This is a genomic window from Fibrobacter succinogenes subsp. succinogenes S85, assembly GCF_000146505.1.
GTDB classification, from domain to species: domain Bacteria; phylum Fibrobacterota; class Fibrobacteria; order Fibrobacterales; family Fibrobacteraceae; genus Fibrobacter; species Fibrobacter succinogenes.
The window spans coordinates 1,202,256-1,220,121 of sequence record NC_017448.1; the positions used below are offsets into that span (position 1 = coordinate 1,202,256).

Below are 17,866 nucleotides of genomic sequence, written 5' to 3' on the forward strand. Positions count from 1 at the left end.
ACACTTCGACAAGCTCAGTGACCTGCCGGGGATCTCTCGTCTTTCGTCTGTAGCCCGCCGTGGCGGGCGTTCTTTCGTCTAATAACGCGACTTAGTCGCGCTTGAGCGTCTTGTATCGAATCGGCTTCGGATTGTCGGCGTCTTCACCGAGGCGCTTGCGGCGATCAGCTTCGTATTCGCTCCAGTTGCCTTCGAACCACACGACCTTCGAATCGCCTTCGTAAGCGAGGATGTGCGTTGCGATACGGTCGAGGAACCAGCGGTCATGCGAGATGATCACGGCGCAGCCTGCGAACTTGAGGATAGCCTGTTCGAGAGCCTGCAACGTTTCAATGTCCAAGTCGTTCGTCGGTTCGTCAAGGAACAAGAGGTTGCCCGGCTTCTGCAAGTTCTTTGCCATGAGCACGCGGTTGCGCTCACCACCAGAGAGCTGCGAGAGTTTCTTCTGCTGGGCTGCACCCGTGAAATTGAAGAGACCGCAGTAAGCACGGCCATTCATCTTGCGGTCGCCCACCAAGATTTCGTCGTTGCCTCCCGTGATGGATTCCCAAACCGTCTTGGAATCGTCCAAGCTTTCGCGGCCCTGTTCCATACTGATGATTTCGACTGTTTCGCCAATCTTGAGCGTACCGCCATCCGGCTTTTCCTGGCCCATGATAATCTTGAACAAAGTTGTCTTACCAGCACCGTTCGGACCGATAATGCCCACGATACCCGAGCGCGGCAAACTGAAGTTCAAATCGTCGAACAGCACCTTTTCGCCAAAGGCCTTCTGCAAATGTTCCGCTTGAATGACGACATCGCCCAAGCGCTTGCCGTTTGCAATGTGGATCTGAGCAACCTTGATTTGTTCCTTGGAATCTTCGGCCAAGAGTTCTTCGTAAGCCTTGAGACGAGCCTTGCTCTTTGCCTGGCGAGCCTTCGGACTCTGCTTGACCCATTCCTGTTCACGAGCGAGGCGCTTCTGACGGTCAGATTCACCCTTTTCTTCGTTCTTCATGCGTTCAAGTTTCTGGTCAAGCCACTGGGCGTAATTGCCTTCCCAAGGAATGCCGCGGCCGCGGTCAATTTCCAAGATCCAGTTCGTTACGTTGTCAAGGAAGTAACGGTCATGCGTCACGAGAATCACGGAGCCCTTGTATTCGCGGAGGTGACGTTCGAGCCATGCAACCGTTTCGGCATCCAAGTGGTTCGTCGGTTCGTCCAAGAGCAACAAATCCGGTTCTTCGAGGAGCAAGCGGCAGAGGGCCACACGGCGCTTTTCACCGCCGGATAGGTTCGTCACCGGCCAATCGCCCGGCGGGCAACGGAGAGCGTCCATTGCAATTTCAATGTTGCGGTCAAGGCTCCACAAGTCCTGAGCATCGATGATGTCCTGAAGCTTAGCCTGTTCGTCGAGAAGCTTGTTCATCTCGTCGTCTTCCATCGGTTCAGCAAACTTCATGGAAATTTCGTTGAAGCGGTCGAGCACGGCCTGCTTTTTAGCAACAGCCTGCATCACGTTTTCCTTGACGGTCAAGTTCGGGTCAAGCTGCGGTTCCTGCGGCAAGTAGCCTGCGGTGCGGCCCGGTTCAATCCAAGCTTCGCCCTGGAATTCCTTGTCAATACCCGCCATAATGCGGAGAAGCGTTGACTTACCGGCACCGTTCTGGCCGATAATACCAATCTTTGCGCCATAGTAGAAGCTCAAAGAAATGTCCTTCAGCACCTCTTTGTTAGGCGGATAGGACTTGGTCATTTTGTACATGTAGAAAACGAATTTTTCTGCTTTGTTTTGTTCGGCCATATTTTAGTGATTAATGGTTAGTGATTAGAGGTTAGCGGCCATGCCGCAGTTTAATTATGCATTCCTAATATAGAAATATCTGTTCAGAGCCAACATTACAAGCTGCATCGAGACTGCGAATAGCGCCATAATAGCGATGTAATCCAAAGTAAATAGCAGATATCCGTGCTCCAGATCCAAAGAAAAGAACGGTTGTTGAAGCGTCATGTATTTCCACAAGCCTCGTTCGATAAAGGCATAAATTCCATAAACGCCAAGAGCCGAGACCACGCCCATCGCAATATCTAAAGCACACCGAGATATTTTAACCACTTATCCACATCCTTCTGAGCTTTTTTACGATTATTCTGAGCAATATGCCCATAGATAGAAAGACCTTTCGTCACAACGGCTCCCGTTGCAGCCTTTTTCAGTTTTGCAATGGCAGAAAGACCACTCCCCTCATGCGTCACGAACGGATGAACCAACTTTCCCTTCAGATTATACTTTTCAAGAAAAGTATACATCAGCATAGGCATATCGTTCAACCACACTGGATAACCAATATAAATTTCATCAAACTCCTCAGGATTTACCTCCACAGGTTTAATCGCCGGACGAGCGTTTTCTGCGCGATCCTTTTTCGCTGCACTGAGGCATTCATCATAGGTCCTGGGGTATTCCGTTTCTGGCATCACGCGCAAAAGCGTAGCGCCCGTCTTTTCCGCAATCATCTCGGCAATGATTTCGGTATTACCTTTGATAATTGTACCGACGCTGACGTTTTCGCCAATATGGGAAAAATAGGCGACGAGGATTTTCTTTTCGGCCGCCATGGATACACCAATGAGAAACATCAATAGAATTAAGACTATTTTACGCATGCTCCGCTCCTGTTCTCAATTTTTTACCATTAACTAAAAATAATATAAAAAAATAAGAGAAACCACACGCAATTAGAACAATATGGAATACATTTGAGCTAAAGCAAACAAAACGGCATCAATCCACTAAATACACGCCAAGAACTGCTTAATTTTAGCCTTGACGAAATTCAAGTCCGAGTTCGTAATTACCGGAATGAGCGTATTAATTTCTTCGACGGACTTATCCCACCATTTCCACTTGAGCAAAAGCATCGTCAGTTCCTCGTCAAAACGGCTGCGGATATACTGCGCCGGGTTACCCGCCACAATCGTATAAGGCTCCACATCGCTCCCCACAACGGCATTTGCACCGACAATCGCACCATCGCCAATATGCACGCCCGGCAAAATTACCGCGTTCTGCCCAATCCACACGTCGTTCCCAATCACCGTATCGCCCTTGAGCGGCAAATTTTCCTTCGCAGGAGGCGCCATATTCCACCCCTGCAATGTGTAAAACGGGAACGTCGAAACAGCATTCATCTGATGGTTCGCGCCATTCATCACGAACTCCACCCCTGCCGCGATTTGGCAGAATTTTCCGACAATTAACTTGTCGTCATTCCACGGATACAGATGCGTCACGTGACTCTCAAAATCGCTATCGGCAATGTAGGTGAAATCGCCCACGACAATCTGCGGATTCTTGACCATCGGCTTCACGTAAATTTCCTTATCGTACCCCGCAATCGGGTGGACCGTCATCGGATCAGGGAGTGTATTTGGCATAGGGCCCTCTCTTGGAAATGTAAGGTATTCAAAAAAATATTATTTTTCACACCCGCTATGCCCACCGCTCACGAAATTTTAAAATCTGTTTTCGGCTACGATGCATTCCGCCCCATGCAAGAGGAAATCATCGAGCATGTCGTTTCAGGGAAAGACGCGCTCGTGCTGATGCCGACTGGCGGCGGAAAGTCCATTTGCTACCAGATTCCGGCCTTGATGTTCAAGGGCATCACGGTCGTTATTTCACCGTTGATTTCACTGATGAAAGACCAGGTGGACGCGCTGAACGCAAACGGCATCGGCGCAGACGCGCTGAACAGCAACAACGAGGAAGGAGAAAACGCTGCAATCCGGCAGCGTTGCAAAGCAGGGCAAACCAAGATTCTCTACATCTCGCCGGAGCGCTTGCAGCGGGAAATTCCGTGGTTGCAACAGCACCTGAGCATTTCGCTGTTCGCTATCGACGAGGCGCATTGCATTTCGCAATGGGGACACGACTTCCGTCCAGAATACACGCAGCTCGGCATGCTGCACCAAGCATTCCCAAGCGCAACAATCATGGCACTGACGGCAACGGCAGACAAGCTCACAAAAGAAGATATCGTCCGCCAGCTGAACTTGCGAGACTTTAGACTTTTCGTGAGTTCGTTCGACCGCCCGAATCTGAGTCTCGATGTGCGGCGCGGTTATTCCGCTTCCGAAAAGCTGAAGGCGATTTTGTCCATCATTTCAAAGCACAAGCACGAATCGGGAATCATCTATTGCCTTTCGCGCAAGAGCACCGAGAAAGTCGCCGAAGAACTCATCAACGCAGGCGTTTACGCAAAGGCATACCATGCGGGGCTCACTGCCGAAGAGCGCAACAACGTGCAAGAGGATTTCATCAACGACAACATCAATGTCGTGTGTGCGACAATCGCATTCGGCATGGGCATCGACAAAAGCAACGTCCGTTACGTCATCCATTACAATCTCCCCAAAAGCATAGAGAGTTTTTACCAAGAAATCGGACGCGCGGGCCGCGACGGTCTCCCTTCCGAAACGGTGCTGTTCTACAATTTCCAGGACATCATCACGCTCCGCAAATTTGTAAACGACAGCGGGCAACGAGATATCAACTCCGAGAAGCTCGACCGCATGCAGGAATATGCCGAATCGCAGGTTTGCCGTCGTCGCATTTTGCTCAACTACTTCGGTGAAAACAACAGTAGCAACTGCGGGAATTGCGACATTTGCAAGCACCCGCCACAGCGTTTCAACGGCACAATCCTCGTGCAAAAAGCACTTTCTGCCATTAAGCGCACCGGCGAGCACATCGGCTTTTCAATGACCGCCGACATTCTCAAAGGTACTCTCAGCGACGAAATCGTCCAAAAGGGTTACAACAAACTCAAGACGTTCGGTGTCGGTAGCAAGACAACGCTCAAGCATTGGCACGACTACCTTTTGCAAATGCTGCAACTAGGCTACATTGAAATCGCCTACAACGAAAACAACCACCTTAAAATAACCGAGAGCGGTAACGAAGTCCTCTTCGGGAAGAAAACGGCAGAACTTGCCATCGCCGCAAAAGCAGAAGCAAAAGAAGACGCGAAGCCGAGAAGCAGTCGCACATCATTCAATCGCAGTGGCAATTCGCACACAACCTACGCGCACTCTTCTGCCGACGACGCGGAAGACAATTCCCTATTCGAAGCTCTGCGAAAAGTCCGCAGGCAAATCGCTGATGAAAACAATTGGCCAGCCTATGTCGTGCTCTCCGACCGCACGCTAAGAGATCTCGCCTACAAAGCGCCCACATCCATCAACGAACTCCAGGACGTATCCGGCTTTGGCGAAATGAAAATCCGAAAGTTCGGGCAGCAATTCGTAGACGCCATCCGCGATTACATGAATCAATAAAAAAATCCCGCAGCACACGCCACGGGATTCTCGAAAAGATTCATCTAATTAAAGATCAACAACTTCAGTCCAGCCGAACGGATCTTCAGCTTCACCGAACTGGATAGCAGTGTACTTGGTGAAGAGTTCCGTGCAGACCGGACCCGGATTCTTGCCGTCACCGTAAGTGAATTCCTTGCCTGCGACCGGATCCACAATCTTCTTGATCGGGGTAATCACGGCAGCCGTACCGCATTCAGCCGTTTCGCTGAATTCAGCAAGTTCTTCAAACGGAACCTGGCGACGTTCCACAGTGTAGCCGAGGTATTCAGCCAACTGCTGCAAGCTCTTGTTCGTAATAGACGGCAAGATGGATTCGGACTTCGGGGTCACGTAGGTCTTGCCCTTGATGCCGAAGAAGTTTGCCGGACCGCATTCGTCGATATACTTCTTTTCCTTAGCATCGAGATAAATCGTGCTGGAGTAACCGAGCTTCTTGGCTTCAGCAAGAGACTGGAGGCTAGCAGCGTAGTTGCCACCGACCTTCACCGTACCCGTACCCTGCGGAGCAGCGCGGTCGTAGTTGCGGCTGATCATCATGTCCACCGGCTTGAACCCATCCTTGAAGTACGGACCCACCGGAGTCACAAACATCATGAGCAAATATTCATCAGCCGGCTTCACACCCACTTCCGGGCTCATACCAATCAGGAGCGGACGGATGTAGAGCGTTGCGCCATAACCATAAGGCGGAACAAAGCGCTTGTTCAATTTCACCACAGTGTGGACCATTTCGCGGAAAAGTTCAACCGGCGGAACAGCCATCAAAATACGGTTGGCCGTATTCTGCATACGCTTAGCGTTTTCATCGACGCGGAAAATACGGACCTTGCCGTCCTTGCCCGTGTAAGCCTTGAGGCCTTCAAAACCTTCCTGGCCGTAATGCAAGCAAGTAGCGGCCATATGGATGCTGATGTCCTTGGAAGAAGATACTTCAATCTTGCCCCATTCACCATTGCGGTAGTAGCAGCGGACATTGTAATCGGTATCGTAATAACCGAAGGGGAGCGTCTTCCAATCGACAGTATTCAAATCAACTTGCATAGTATTAACCTTTTTTGCAAATGTGCATATTTAAAGGTATCATTCGGTACCGCTTGAAAAATACAATTATAAACGCCCTTTTGGCATCCCTTGTTCAAAAATTTTGCAAAAAAATGCCCCACTTACAAAGGGGGAAGCCTCCCCCTGATTGCAGCCCCGGCCCCGCCGGGTCTTACATCACCCCTTCGAGCGGGGGACACCCCCGCAACACCCCCGATTACTCCAAAGCTTACATAAACGGATACATCATACGATTCCAAACAGCATCTTCTAAATCACGCCTAGAATCAACAACTGCAACCACAACAACCTTATTATTCTCCTTGCGATAGATAACACGCCATGGAGAAATCACAAGTTCACGGAACCCTCCGATTTGCAGTTTATCCAATTCATTAGGGACCTTCCCTAAATCAGGAAAACTTTCTAGAACAAGACTCTCTTTCTTTATTCTAGCAAAAGAATCTTTAGCATTCTTTTTGCTTTCCTTTGCAATATGAAAAACAATAGACCTTAAATCATTAGATGCCGATTCAGACCATTCAACCATAAATTTTTTAGAGGGCATCGAGTTCTCGCTCCAAAGCATCAAACAGGTCTTTTTGACGAATAACTTTTCCTTTTGCTATTTCAGCTTCACTTTGCGCAATAAGCTTGAAAAGCTTCAGAGCATCCTGCATTGTTTGAAAAGTTTCCACATCGACAATCACGCCACGAGCTTCTCCATTTTGCGTAACTATATAAGGAGCCCGAGTTTCATTCACATGATCTAACACCTTTGCCGCATTAGCCTTGATATACGATATCGGTTTGATATTTTCCAATTTCTGCATAAAAGCCTCAAAGAACCATATTCAGTACTAAATATAGTCCTTTTAAATATTAAAGTCAAGAGACCTCTGCAGCGTCCCGATCCAACCCGCAAGTTTCCTTTAAAACCGGATTTTAACCTTTTCAAGCACTTGAGCCCAAACCAGCGTCAAAATAACAACTAAAATTGGACGAATCCAATTTAACAAACCGGCACTTAAATCAATATTCAAAAGATATTTGCTACAGACAGTAGACAAAACGCTAGCAATCAACATATGGAATATATAGACATTCAAAGACAATTTATCACCAATATATTCCAACGGTCTGCAATATGATTTTTTAGGGATTTTAATCGCCAACGAAAAAATAGCAAGAGAATAGAAAACAATCCCTATACATGAAAACTTTATATGGAAGCCACAAAACAAGGAAATCATAGAAATAAGGATTCCTGCAATAATCACCAACAAAACAGACGAATAACGAAAAGACTTGAAAAACGTTTCCTTTGAATGAAGATAGTATCCAAAAAGAAAATAAGGCATTGCCCCTGTTAAAAAATTTATCTTATACATCCAAGGCAAATGGTTCGTTTCACAATATACTGTCAAAACCATTTTAAAAAGAAATAACAATGGCATAACATAAAGAGCTTTATTTTCTTTTTTATGCTTAACAATAAAATACCAAACAATGTATGTTTCCGCCATAGCAATCAAATACCAAAGAGGTATAGCAAAATCAATCGTGCAAAAAACAGCATATTTGATAGGAGTCGTATATTTAAAATTTAACGACAGCCACTCTATAGCAAAACCACGAAGAATCTGAACAAATACATTGTAACCCAGAAAACAGAGATAACCAAAAGCAAATATTTTTAAAATTTTTATCAATCTTCTCTTTATAACAGTTTCATCCTTTTCAAAAGCAAAATACCCAGCAATCATCAAAAATGAAGGAACGGCAAAATGAGTCAACGACGATCCAAGAATGATGCCGACTGCTCCTGGAAATTTGATGTGGATAAAAACCACAGCTATACAAGCAAGTCCTTTAAGTAAATTAAGAACTTCATTTCTCTTTGCGACTTGCCCCAATTGGGCAGTACTATTTTCCATATTTTTCTCCTTAAAAACAAAGAGCTAAATGCTCTTGCTTTTGCGGAGACTTTTGCCCCAATAGTCATAAAACAAAAAAGGCGTGTAGTCGTTTCAAATGCTTACTAATCCTGAGGGCTACCACACCCATCTACCTAATAAGCACAAACGACCCACGCCCCATAGGGACGTGAGCGCTCGCCTTATTCTCAGGTAGTTTGAAAGTGGTAGTTTCAGGATTGAGAATAAGAGCAAATACTCTAAATCGTACGTTCTACACCTTACGGCATAAAACTATGTCAAAAGACATTTTAGCAAAATGAATTTTGACCGTCAATATGGAGACTCCACCATACAATCCATATCGCGCAAAATCACATTTTCGCCCCAAAAATCCCTCATTTCAACATTTCCTTAGCCACATCCGGGCTAGAAATGATATATTATCTAAGTCGAATTACGCTTTGGCGTAACAGGAAGGGGAACCCGAAATGAAAAACAGGATTTTTGCATTTAACGATGCGGCCACGTTTGAAAAAGAACTGGCCCAGTTTAGCAACTGGTGCAAAGAAAACGGCTCGCCCACCGTATGTTTCCAGATTCATTCCGAAGAACTGGACCCCGAAAAACTGAGACCCGTTTGGGAAACATTGGAACGCGTTTTCCCCAAAGTACCGTGGTTCGGAAACTCCACCAGCGGAAACATCGTGGACTGCGAAAAGGCAAGCGAAATTTCCATATCCGCCATCATATTCGAAAAGCCGACGACAAAGATCCAGATTTTGCAGTACGACTTTTCCAACAAGTCCATCAGCGACATCGCCCACGAAATCGTGGAAGAAGCCAAGCAGAACCCCTGGGTAAAAGCGGTTGAAATCTACCACTGCATTTCGCCGTTTTCGACAACGAATCTTTGCGAAGGGCTCGACGCCTTGGCCCCGAACATCCAGATTTTTGGCGGCATCGTCTGCTCCCCCGACATCACGAGCCCGAATTCCTGCGTATTTTCATCCGTGGGCGGTCACACCACATCAGGCCTTTTAGTGGTGTTCTACGGCGGTCCGGATTTTTATGTAGAATCCCGCAAGATTAGCGGATGGAAGCCCATCGGCCGTAACTTCCACGTCACTCGTTCCAAAGGCAACGTCCTTTACGAATTGAGCAGCCTCCCCGCTTACGAAGTGTACAACAAGTACCTGAACATCAAAAACGACAACAACTTTTTCTACAACGCGCTCGAATTCCCGATGCTCTACGAGCACAACGGAATTTCCATCGTGCGTGCCGCAGGTGCCAGCAATCCGGACGGATCGCTTACCATGTCTTCGGATATTGACGAAGGTTCTATGGTCCGCCTCTCGTATGGCGAGCCGCAACTGATTCTCGAAAAAATCAAAACCGAAAGCGAAAACGCCGAACTGTTCGCCCCCGAAGTCATGCACATATTCTCCTGTGCGGCTCGAAAGGCATTTTGGTCCAAGCACGAACCTACATACGAAATTACAGCGTTCAAAGGGCTCGCCTCCAGCACGGGCTTTTTCTCGCACGGTGAATTCTTGCGCGAAAAGGGATTTTTAAACCAACATAACATCACGCTCGTCATTGCATCAATGCGCGAAGGCGCCATTACAAAACGGGGACACGCCAAAGGCGTCATAATTCCGGATGAAAAATCCACCCGTTTGCCACTCGCCGCCCGCATGGCCACATTCATTCGCGAAACGTCGTTTGAACTGGAACAGATCAACAGCAGGTTACGTGTCATGAACGAGCACCTGCAAGATGTCGCAACGACGGACAGCCTGACAGGACTCGAAAACAGGCTCGCATTCGACGCCCTTCTAGAAACAATCAACCAGGAAGACTCCCAAGAAAATTCTTGGACCATGTTCTTGATGGACGTGAACGGCCTCAAATACGCAAACGACACCTTCGGCCACCAGGCCGGTGACGAATTGATCAAGGCCGCCGCCAAAGCCATCAAAAACACCTACGGCACCAACGGCAACTGCTTTAGAATCGGTGGCGACGAATTTGCCGTCATCACACAAGCGCCGCTAGATTCGCACTATCCGATGTATTCCATACTGCAAAAGAACATCAACGAATACAATAAAAAGGCGCTTTACCATCTGTCGATAGCTGTAGGCGCAAGCCGCCTGCGCAGCGATTCCGGAATCCGCAAGTCCATCAGCGACTGGAAAATGGAAGCCGACTTGAACATGTATCGCGACAAGGTGCGTTACCACAAGCCGGTCGAAAACGACGAAAACCAGAACCTCAAGGACTTGATTTCCTGCCTGATTTCAGTCGAAGAAGCTAAAGATTCCTATACGGCGCACCATTCTGAACGCGTAAAAGCCTACTCTGAATTGATAGCACGCTCTCTAGGCCTTTCAGAAAGTTCAATATCGCTGATTACTCACGCGGCACACCTGCATGATATCGGCAAAATCGGCATTCGAGACAACGTTCTTACAAAACCGGGAAAACTTACCGACGAAGAATTCGAAATCATCAAGCAGCACCCGGTCATTGGCGCAAAGATTCTAATGCAGTCGAACTACACGCACGAAATGGTGCAAATAGTGTTGCACCACCATGAACGCTACGACGGCCGTGGCTACCCCGAAGGCCTCAAAGGCGAAGACATCCCCATAGGCGCTCGCGTGATTGCCATCGCAGACTCCATTGACGCCATGACGAGCAAACGAGTTTACCGCGACGCCATGTCTTTGGACTACTGCCGTGAAGAAATCGAAAAAAATCTAGGCAAAATGTACGACCCCGCCATCGGCAAAGTCGTTCTGGAACACTGGAACGAAATGGTCGATTCCCTGTTGTCCATGCGTACCGGCCGCCCCAAAGTGATTTAAATATCAAAAGGCTCTCGGTCAATCCCGAGAGCCTTTTTTTCAAATTATCGCTTATCGTTTGTCGCGATCAATCCAAGCGCGTTCCGTCTTGCCAGTGTAAATCTGGCGCGGACGGTTAATCTTGCTCTGCGGATCATCGTGCATTTCCTTCCAGTGGGCAATCCAGCCCGGCAAGCGGCCAATCGCGAACATCACCGTAAGCATGTTCGTCGGGATGCCCATAGCGCGGTAGAGAATGCCGGAGTAGAAGTCCACATTCGGGTACAGCTTACGTTCGACAAAGTAATCGTCCTTGAGGGCGGCTTCTTCGAGCTTGATAGCCACATCCAAAAGCGGGTCGTGAACGTGTTCGCGTTCAAAGACCTGGTACATGAGCTTCTTAAGCACCTTGGCGCGCGGGTCGTAACTCTTGTAAACGCGGTGACCAAAACCAGAAAGACGGAACGGATCGTTCTTGTCCTTAGCCTTTGCCATCACCTGTTCAATCGTCATGCCGCTCTGCTGAATGCGGAGGAGCGTTTCGAGCACGGCCTGGTTTGCACCACCGTGGAGCGGGCCCCACAAGGCGCAAATGCCGGCGCAGATGCTTGCGTAAAGGTTAGCCTGAGAGCTGCCCACCATGCGAACGGTCGAAGTGGAGCAGTTCTGTTCATGGTCCGCATGGACAATCAAAAGCGTGTTGAGAGCCTTTTCCATAATCGGATCCGGGTGGTACGGGCGAGTCTTACTGCTGAACATCATGTTAAGGAAGTTACTGCAGTAGCTGCGTTCTGCTTCCGGGTACACGAACGGTTCACCGATACTTGCCTTGTAAGCAAATGCGGCAATTGTGCGAATCTTGGAAATGAGACCTGCGGTCGTGAGTTCGAATGCACTGGCGATGTTTTCGTCATCGTAGAAACGCGGCGTGAAAAGACCAACAGCATTCACCACAGAGGAGAGAATACCCATCGGGTGGGCTCCCGGCGGCATTTCGCGGAAGAAGTGCAGCAAGTTCTCGTGCAAGAGAGCGTTTTCGGTCAAGAGCGTGCGGAAATGGCTCAACTGTTCCTGATTCGGGAGTTCACCGTAAATCAGGAGCCATGCGGTTTCCGGGAATGTCGCCTTTTCAGCGAGATCCTCGATGGAATAACCGCGATAGCGCAAAATTCCCTTTTCGCCATTGACGTATGTGATGGCACTCTTGGTACTACCGGTATTGAGGTAACCGTAGTCCAGCGTGACCAATCCAGTATCCTTGCGGAGTTTGCTTACATCAAGACCATGTTCGTTTTCAGTACCAGTTACAACAGGAAGTTCGTACTTCTTTCCGTCGTAATTCAGTATTGCTGTATCGGACATAAATCCTCCGTTTTGCGCGGCTTCGCCGCAGTTAGGCTTTCATCGCTACAACGCAATTATAGATATTTTCAAAGAGCTTGCCGAGCTTTTCGGTCGGAACGGCGCTGAATGCAACGCGGATAAGGCCGGAGAGCATGATCGTGCCCGTGCTGTAATCCTTGATGAGCTTCTGGCGGAGTTCTTCGGCGTCAACGCCCTTCGGCTTGATGCACATAAAGTAACCGCTGTTGCACGGCATCGGTTCAAAGGCGTCCTTGTATTCCGGATGAGCAGCAAATTCTTGCTTGATGATGTCGTAGCGTTTCTTGAGAACAGCGTACTTTTCAGCCTTCTGCTGAGCGTATTCCGGGCTCTGGAATGCGGCGAGCAAAATCTTCTGGCTAATGGACGGAGCGTTAGAAATGTTGCCACGGACCGTACCGGCAGCCTTATCTTCGAGAGCCTTGAGCTGAGCTTCAGTTGCGCCCTTGAAACCGAAGGACATAAAGCCAACGCGGAAGCCCCAAACGTAGTCTTCCTTGGTCGGGCCATCGAGCTTCACGGCGAGGAGGTTTTCGTGAGCGTCCACGAGCTTCACGAAGAGGGATTCCTTCGTCACACCTTCTTCGTAGACGAGGCCAAAGTAAGCATCGTCGAGGAGAGCCACGACCTTGTTGCCGGCAGCGGCGCATTCCGTGAGGATCTTTGCAATTTCGACCGCTTCCTTTTCGGTAGCAGTGTAGCCAGTCGGGTTGTTCGGGAAGTTGAGGAGAACGACCTTCTTGTCGGACTTGCTTGCAGCGAGAGCAGCCTTCAAAGCTTCCGTATCAAAGCCACCATTCTTGAAGGTGTTGAAAGTCTTGATCTTTGCGCCACGGGCATTTTCGAACACGAGTTCGTAGTTATCCCAGTAAAGATCCGGGATGATGACTTCATCGCCTGCGTCGAGGAACATGTAACCGGCGCAGCTGATAGCGTGCGTCAAAGCGGCCGTCACGACCGGGTTGCTGAACTTCTTGGTAGCGAGCGTCGGGTTCTTCTTGATGTCCAGTTCCTTCCAAGCCTTGCGGAGGTCCGGGTTGCCGAAGCTCGGAGCATAGAGGAAGGACTGCTTCGGAAGATTGAGGGACTTGAGAACGCAGTCCAGAACGAGCGGAGAGCCGTCATCTTCGAGAGCTGTACCGATAGTCGCATTGATGTCGGAGCCCTTGGCTTCGGCACCCTGGCCGAGAATACCCTTACGCGGGAAGAAAATGGCCTTGCCCTGTTCAGAGAGCATATCAAGAACGCAGCAACCGTTTGCAGAAAGTTCAGCGTTCAAAGATTGAGCGAGAGGATTGTAGTTCATTCTCAATGTCCTGTTTTGAAATTTCCGCGGGGCAATTTAGAAAAATTGCAAGCCCCCCGCAAGATTAAAAGGACATCAAAAAAGCGATTTGTAACCAATCGCTTTTACAAGGTTTTACAGGGATTGTAACAAATCAATCTTCGAACTTCGTTTTCATGATTTGTTCGACGGTTTCGCGGTTTTTCACGAAAGCATTGACCACTTCCGGGTCAAAGTGCGTACCACTTTCCTCGGTAATGATGCGGATAGCCTCGTCCACCGAGAAAGCCTTCTTGTACGGACGTTCCGAAACAAGCGCGTCATACACATCCGCAACCGCCATAATGCGTGCCGAAAGCGGAATATCCTTGCCCTTCAAGCGTTCCGGATAGCCTCGCGAGCCATCCCACCATTCGTGGTGGCTGTAGGCAATTTCCTTCGCCATCTTGAGGTAAGCCGTCTCACCCAAGTTCTTAGATGCACGCACGAGCATATCGCGGCCATAGACCGTATGTTTTTTCATTTCAGCAAATTCTTCGTCCGTCAGCTTGCCCGGCTTATTCAAAATCACGTCAGAAATGTTAATCTTGCCGATATCATGGAGCGGAGCTGCCACCGCAATCGTCGAAATAAACGCATCGTCAATTTCGGGTTCCTTGCCGCGATCCTTCAATTCGCGAGCAATGAGTTCGGCATAAGCCGCCGTACGGCGCACATGGCCACCCGTCGTCTCGTCGCGATTTTCCACCATGTCGCCAAGCACCGTAATGATGTTCGTCTGGAGAGCTGCAATCGAGGCCGCCTGGTACTCGGACTTGTTGATGTACAAATCAATTTCTTCGACCGCCTTGATAATCGCCGAATGCAGATTCTCAATTTCGTTGCCCGTCACCACTTCAAGACCCTTGATCTGGTTGATGGACTCACGGCGTCCCCTGCTACTGTCGTAGGCAAAGTTGTCCATTTCAAGCGTCATTTCGTGAATCGGGTAAACCACCTTGCGGTTTGCAATCAAGATAGCCGTAAACACAATCGCTAGCAAAAGTCCAAACAGCGTTGAGAAAATCTTCGTGCAGAACAGCACCACGCTAATACGAATCGCGGCAAGGCTAAACTTGGTACAGACCGGATTCGGGGCCTCAGTACAGACAATCGAGACATCCCACTTGCCCGTCTCATGCATGCCCGGTGTAATAGTCAAAATACGCGGATGCTTGCCTTTGAGATCATGAATGTACTCGTGAAGCGTCGCCGAATCCGCATTCTGGATAGCATCCGACACAAGCCTGTTCACCGATTCCGCCAAAAGCGTTGTTTCATGGATTTCCGCTTCGGAATACGTCTTGTAAGCGACTGCCGTAGCCACCACCGCAAGCGCAAAGCTCGACACGAACAAGAGTGCCGTCACCTGGGCCTTAAGCGTATGGATTTCGTTCTTGGAACGGTAACGGTCTTCGTGCGAACGGCCAGAAACAGAATCAAACGCCTTGGCAAACCAGCGTGGCGTCAAGCGAATCAGCACATAAGCCACAATAATCGAAATGGACTTATCTGGAATTTCCGTGCAGAAGTCCGCCAAAATCTGCGACAGAAGAACCGGAAGCCCGCTTTCGTGCAAAGCCGTCGCAATAGGCGTCACCACATTTTCTGCAATTTTAAAGTCAAAAAGGAAGTACGAAAGCACCGAACATGGAATGCTCAAAATCATCAACATTCCAAGCAGCATCGGCAAACGAGTAATCTTGTGGAACGCGCCACGCCTTGCCGCAATTCCAGCGCACACGGCAATCATCACGTTAATCGTGCCGTAGTAGAACGTCGAAGAATCAACAAAACCGCCAATGAAGTTCGTCAAGAACCCGACAATCGCGCCAGGGCTAAACCCGCCAATCACCGCCACGACAACCGTACCCACGCTATCCAGGTACAGCGGCAATTCAAAATGAATGGCTAAATCGGCAAGCAGTCGGTTGATGACTATACCGATAACAATCAGGATTGTAATCTGAACGAGCTTATGGGCAGAAACAAAAGTTTTCACATCCTGTATATAGAATATTTTTTTAACATTTGCAAAAAAAAGAGTGATTTATTTAACAATTCTAATTGGATTTTTGTGTAAAAAAATTTCAGCGACCCCGAAGAGCCGCTGAAACCTTTTCCTCCTCTAACGTATTATTTATAATCTGACTACGGCTTTGTCACCACCAACTGTGGGAGGGGACCCCAAACATGACTTACACCAAGTTTATAAGTTCCTTCTGGCAAGCCAAATAAAACCACATATCCATTTTTGTAATCTTCTTCGTAAGCCTTATAACAGGGGAAATATCCACTCGCACAAATACCCATTTCTCCAAGACCTTTCGTCATCGTCTCATTCCATTCTTCAATATAGGGCTTATCGCTTTCCGGAGTATTTTCATCGACAGTCGCAAAAAGGGAGTCCAAATACACTTTTGCGGAGTACACAGGTTCTACAACTATTTTTCCCAAATCCGCAACAGCTATATCATCAACAGATTCAACAGTGGCATCAGCAAAATTCAAACTAACCAACGCACCGAAGTTGGAATCCGCAGAAAGCGCACGCAACTGAATTTCGTGATATCTGGGGACATAAGCATATTTGGGGTTCTTCGTTTCATTTTGATAATAGGTCTGGAAGTTTACACTATCTATATAAAAGTATCCATCCTTATCCGTAACATGCTGGCAACTTTTATCATCAAAGGAACAATCTTTTTCATAAACAATAGCCCCCACAACAGGAGCCCCAGCATCATCGACCACTTTCGCTCTTGTTTTTATAAATAGATGAATATCATTATAGCTTTTGCAAGTAATACGGGCCATAACAATAGTCGTTTCTGTAACAGCACTATCAATCTCAGTCACGTCATCCGATTCTACATCAACAGCACTCTTGGCAAGCACATGGCAACCATCACCGCCTTCGTCAATAATCTTGCGGATATAAGTCGTATCCAGTTCGGCAATAGGCATTCCCGACCGAATCACGGGCTTTCCCGTCTGCGTTTCGCTGTACGACGATGCCACATTGGTATCACCGCAAGCGGCAAGCAATCCAAGACCAAGCATAGCAAGCGCAACGCCCATCTTTGTAATTTTATCAGTAATCATAATTATTCCTCCTCGTTTTTTATTTTTTCAAATTCGTGAACAAGTGAATATTCAACTGGTGTACCCCAGTCGCCTCTTTCTTGTCTTGCGTAATAATCTTGCGCACCTTGGCTTTCAGGTTCTGAATTTCCAAGGCAATTTCTTTATACGCATCGTCCGAAACGCTGAACGTAAACGTTCCCATGTCCGACGGATTATCGTCATCGGCAAGCAGCGCCTGCTTCGAAAGTTCAAAGCACTGCAACTGGTATTGACGCACCAAATCATTATTGTTGTAAGCCCCACTGCTCACCGAATCGCGCGAGCTTTTCCAAAAGCCGTCTTCGTTCTTGCGCACAAAGCCAATGCGTTCCAGCAATTCAAGCGAACGCTTCAAAGTCCCCACGGAGACCTTCGGGAAAATGCGCTTTTGAATCGGCTCAAGATCATCCGAAACATCCATCACATCTAACGCTGTAAACAACACGCTATTATACCAATGGTTGTAATACTCGTAGGCATCTTCATTCAAGATGTGGTGCGGATCCGGATGCTGCTTGATGAGTTCATCAAAAAACGCATTGCGTTCCGTTGTCGTTTTCGCTTGGTCGAAATTCACCATCGTTTCAAAGTACTTGGCCTCTTTCTTATTGAGTCCAAGAACTTCCACGAACTTGGGAATCATGCGCCCAGTAAGTTTTTTTCCTTTGACGATATCGTTGTAATAACTGCGAGTCTTGGGGAGCCCCAGCAAAGCACAGGCTCCCGCTCTTGTAAATTCAGGATCGGTCTGCACGCGAGCGGCCTGGTATTCATCCAAGTACTTGCGGAAATGAGTAAACTGGAATATGTCAATAAACTTGTCCATACTCCAAATGTACTCAATTTTTGACTCAAAG

14 protein-coding genes are annotated in these 17,866 nt (G+C 48.1%); 2 read left to right on the forward strand and 12 right to left on the reverse strand.

What is annotated here, in order from left to right; all coding sequences use genetic code 11:
• Window positions 1-91 precede the first annotated feature (91 nt).
• The 3 genes from ettA to FSU_RS05125 form a co-directional block, all read right to left on the reverse strand.
• Window positions 92-1,786, reverse strand: coding sequence for an energy-dependent translational throttle protein EttA (gene ettA, locus FSU_RS05110; protein ID WP_014545422.1), 1,695 nt, complete (start codon window positions 1,784-1,786; stop codon window positions 92-94).
• 284 nt (window positions 1,787-2,070) lie between these two features.
• A complete protein-coding gene (locus FSU_RS05120) occupies window positions 2,071-2,649 on the reverse strand; it encodes a flavodoxin (RefSeq protein WP_015731773.1) in 579 nt (192 codons plus the stop codon).
• Between the two features lie 126 nt (window positions 2,650-2,775).
• Window positions 2,776-3,420 (reverse strand): CatB-related O-acetyltransferase, encoded by a 645-nt coding sequence (locus FSU_RS05125; protein WP_014545425.1) that lies wholly within the window; start codon window positions 3,418-3,420, stop codon window positions 2,776-2,778.
• A gap of 57 nt (window positions 3,421-3,477) precedes the next feature.
• On the opposite strand from FSU_RS05125, the gene recQ reads away from it, so the two are divergent.
• Window positions 3,478-5,322 carry a DNA helicase RecQ gene (gene recQ / locus FSU_RS05130; RefSeq protein ID WP_014545426.1) on the forward strand — a complete coding sequence of 615 codons (1,845 nt, stop codon included), beginning with the start codon at window positions 3,478-3,480 and terminating at the stop codon, window positions 5,320-5,322.
• 48 nt (window positions 5,323-5,370) lie between these two features.
• Here the strand turns inward: recQ and FSU_RS05135 are convergent, their stop codons facing one another.
• From FSU_RS05135 to FSU_RS05150, 4 genes are all read right to left on the reverse strand, one after another.
• Window positions 5,371-6,435, reverse strand: a complete 1,065-nt coding sequence (locus FSU_RS05135; protein ID WP_276324415.1) for a branched-chain amino acid aminotransferase — start codon at window positions 6,433-6,435, stop codon at window positions 5,371-5,373.
• 199 nt (window positions 6,436-6,634) lie between these two features.
• Window positions 6,635-6,973 (reverse strand): type II toxin-antitoxin system RelE/ParE family toxin, encoded by a 339-nt coding sequence (locus tag FSU_RS05140; protein ID WP_014545428.1) that lies wholly within the window; start codon window positions 6,971-6,973, stop codon window positions 6,635-6,637.
• Complete coding sequence (locus FSU_RS05145) at window positions 6,963-7,238, reverse strand: type II toxin-antitoxin system Phd/YefM family antitoxin (protein ID WP_015731775.1); 276 nt, start codon at window positions 7,236-7,238, stop codon at window positions 6,963-6,965. The genes FSU_RS05140 and FSU_RS05145 overlap by 11 nt, the downstream gene beginning before the upstream one ends.
• Before the next feature lie 99 nt (window positions 7,239-7,337).
• Complete coding sequence (locus FSU_RS05150; protein WP_014545429.1) at window positions 7,338-8,342, reverse strand: acyltransferase family protein; 1,005 nt, start codon at window positions 8,340-8,342, stop codon at window positions 7,338-7,340.
• A gap of 470 nt (window positions 8,343-8,812) precedes the next feature.
• On the opposite strand from FSU_RS05150, the gene FSU_RS05155 reads away from it, so the two are divergent.
• The gene (locus FSU_RS05155; RefSeq protein WP_014545430.1) at window positions 8,813-11,197 is read left to right on the forward strand and encodes an HD domain-containing phosphohydrolase; all 2,385 of its coding nucleotides are present in this window, start codon (window positions 8,813-8,815) and stop codon (window positions 11,195-11,197) included.
• Window positions 11,198-11,248: 51 nt separating this feature from the next.
• On the opposite strand, the gene FSU_RS05160 is transcribed toward FSU_RS05155, so the two are convergent.
• The 5 genes from FSU_RS05160 to FSU_RS05180 form a co-directional block, all read right to left on the reverse strand.
• Window positions 11,249-12,538 (reverse strand): citrate synthase, encoded by a 1,290-nt coding sequence (locus FSU_RS05160; RefSeq protein WP_015731776.1) that lies wholly within the window; start codon window positions 12,536-12,538, stop codon window positions 11,249-11,251.
• A 31-nt stretch (window positions 12,539-12,569) separates the two neighbouring features.
• The gene (locus FSU_RS05165; protein WP_015731777.1) at window positions 12,570-13,865 is read right to left on the reverse strand and encodes an aminotransferase class I/II-fold pyridoxal phosphate-dependent enzyme; all 1,296 of its coding nucleotides are present in this window, start codon (window positions 13,863-13,865) and stop codon (window positions 12,570-12,572) included.
• Between the two features lie 133 nt (window positions 13,866-13,998).
• The gene (locus FSU_RS05170) at window positions 13,999-15,885 is read right to left on the reverse strand and encodes an HD-GYP domain-containing protein (protein WP_014545432.1); all 1,887 of its coding nucleotides are present in this window, start codon (window positions 15,883-15,885) and stop codon (window positions 13,999-14,001) included.
• A 149-nt stretch (window positions 15,886-16,034) separates the two neighbouring features.
• Window positions 16,035-16,988 (reverse strand): hypothetical protein, encoded by a 954-nt coding sequence (locus FSU_RS05175; RefSeq protein ID WP_014545433.1) that lies wholly within the window; start codon window positions 16,986-16,988, stop codon window positions 16,035-16,037.
• A gap of 19 nt (window positions 16,989-17,007) precedes the next feature.
• The gene (locus FSU_RS05180; protein ID WP_014545434.1) at window positions 17,008-17,835 is read right to left on the reverse strand and encodes a TIGR02147 family protein; all 828 of its coding nucleotides are present in this window, start codon (window positions 17,833-17,835) and stop codon (window positions 17,008-17,010) included.
• Window positions 17,836-17,866: the final 31 nt, after the last annotated feature.

Excerpts from the sequence above, each read along its gene's own strand:
- ettA (WP_014545422.1), bottom strand. The coding sequence starts at position 1,786 with ATGGCCGAACAAAACAAAGCAGAAAAATTCGTTTTCTACATGTACAAA.
- FSU_RS05120 (WP_015731773.1), bottom strand. The coding sequence starts at position 2,649 with ATGCGTAAAATAGTCTTAATTCTATTGATGTTTCTCATTGGTGTATCC.
- FSU_RS05125 (WP_014545425.1), bottom strand. The coding sequence starts at position 3,420 with ATGCCAAATACACTCCCTGATCCGATGACGGTCCACCCGATTGCGGGG.
- recQ (WP_014545426.1), top strand. The coding sequence starts at position 3,478 with ATGCCCACCGCTCACGAAATTTTAAAATCTGTTTTCGGCTACGATGCA.
- FSU_RS05140 (WP_014545428.1), bottom strand. The coding sequence starts at position 6,973 with ATGCCCTCTAAAAAATTTATGGTTGAATGGTCTGAATCGGCATCTAAT.
- FSU_RS05145 (WP_015731775.1), bottom strand. The coding sequence starts at position 7,238 with ATGCAGAAATTGGAAAATATCAAACCGATATCGTATATCAAGGCTAAT.
- FSU_RS05150 (WP_014545429.1), bottom strand. The coding sequence starts at position 8,342 with ATGGAAAATAGTACTGCCCAATTGGGGCAAGTCGCAAAGAGAAATGAA.
- FSU_RS05155 (WP_014545430.1), top strand. The coding sequence starts at position 8,813 with ATGAAAAACAGGATTTTTGCATTTAACGATGCGGCCACGTTTGAAAAA.
- FSU_RS05160 (WP_015731776.1), bottom strand. The coding sequence starts at position 12,538 with ATGTCCGATACAGCAATACTGAATTACGACGGAAAGAAGTACGAACTT.
- FSU_RS05165 (WP_015731777.1), bottom strand. The coding sequence starts at position 13,865 with ATGAACTACAATCCTCTCGCTCAATCTTTGAACGCTGAACTTTCTGCA.
- FSU_RS05175 (WP_014545433.1), bottom strand. The coding sequence starts at position 16,988 with ATGATTACTGATAAAATTACAAAGATGGGCGTTGCGCTTGCTATGCTT.
- FSU_RS05180 (WP_014545434.1), bottom strand. The coding sequence starts at position 17,835 with ATGGACAAGTTTATTGACATATTCCAGTTTACTCATTTCCGCAAGTAC.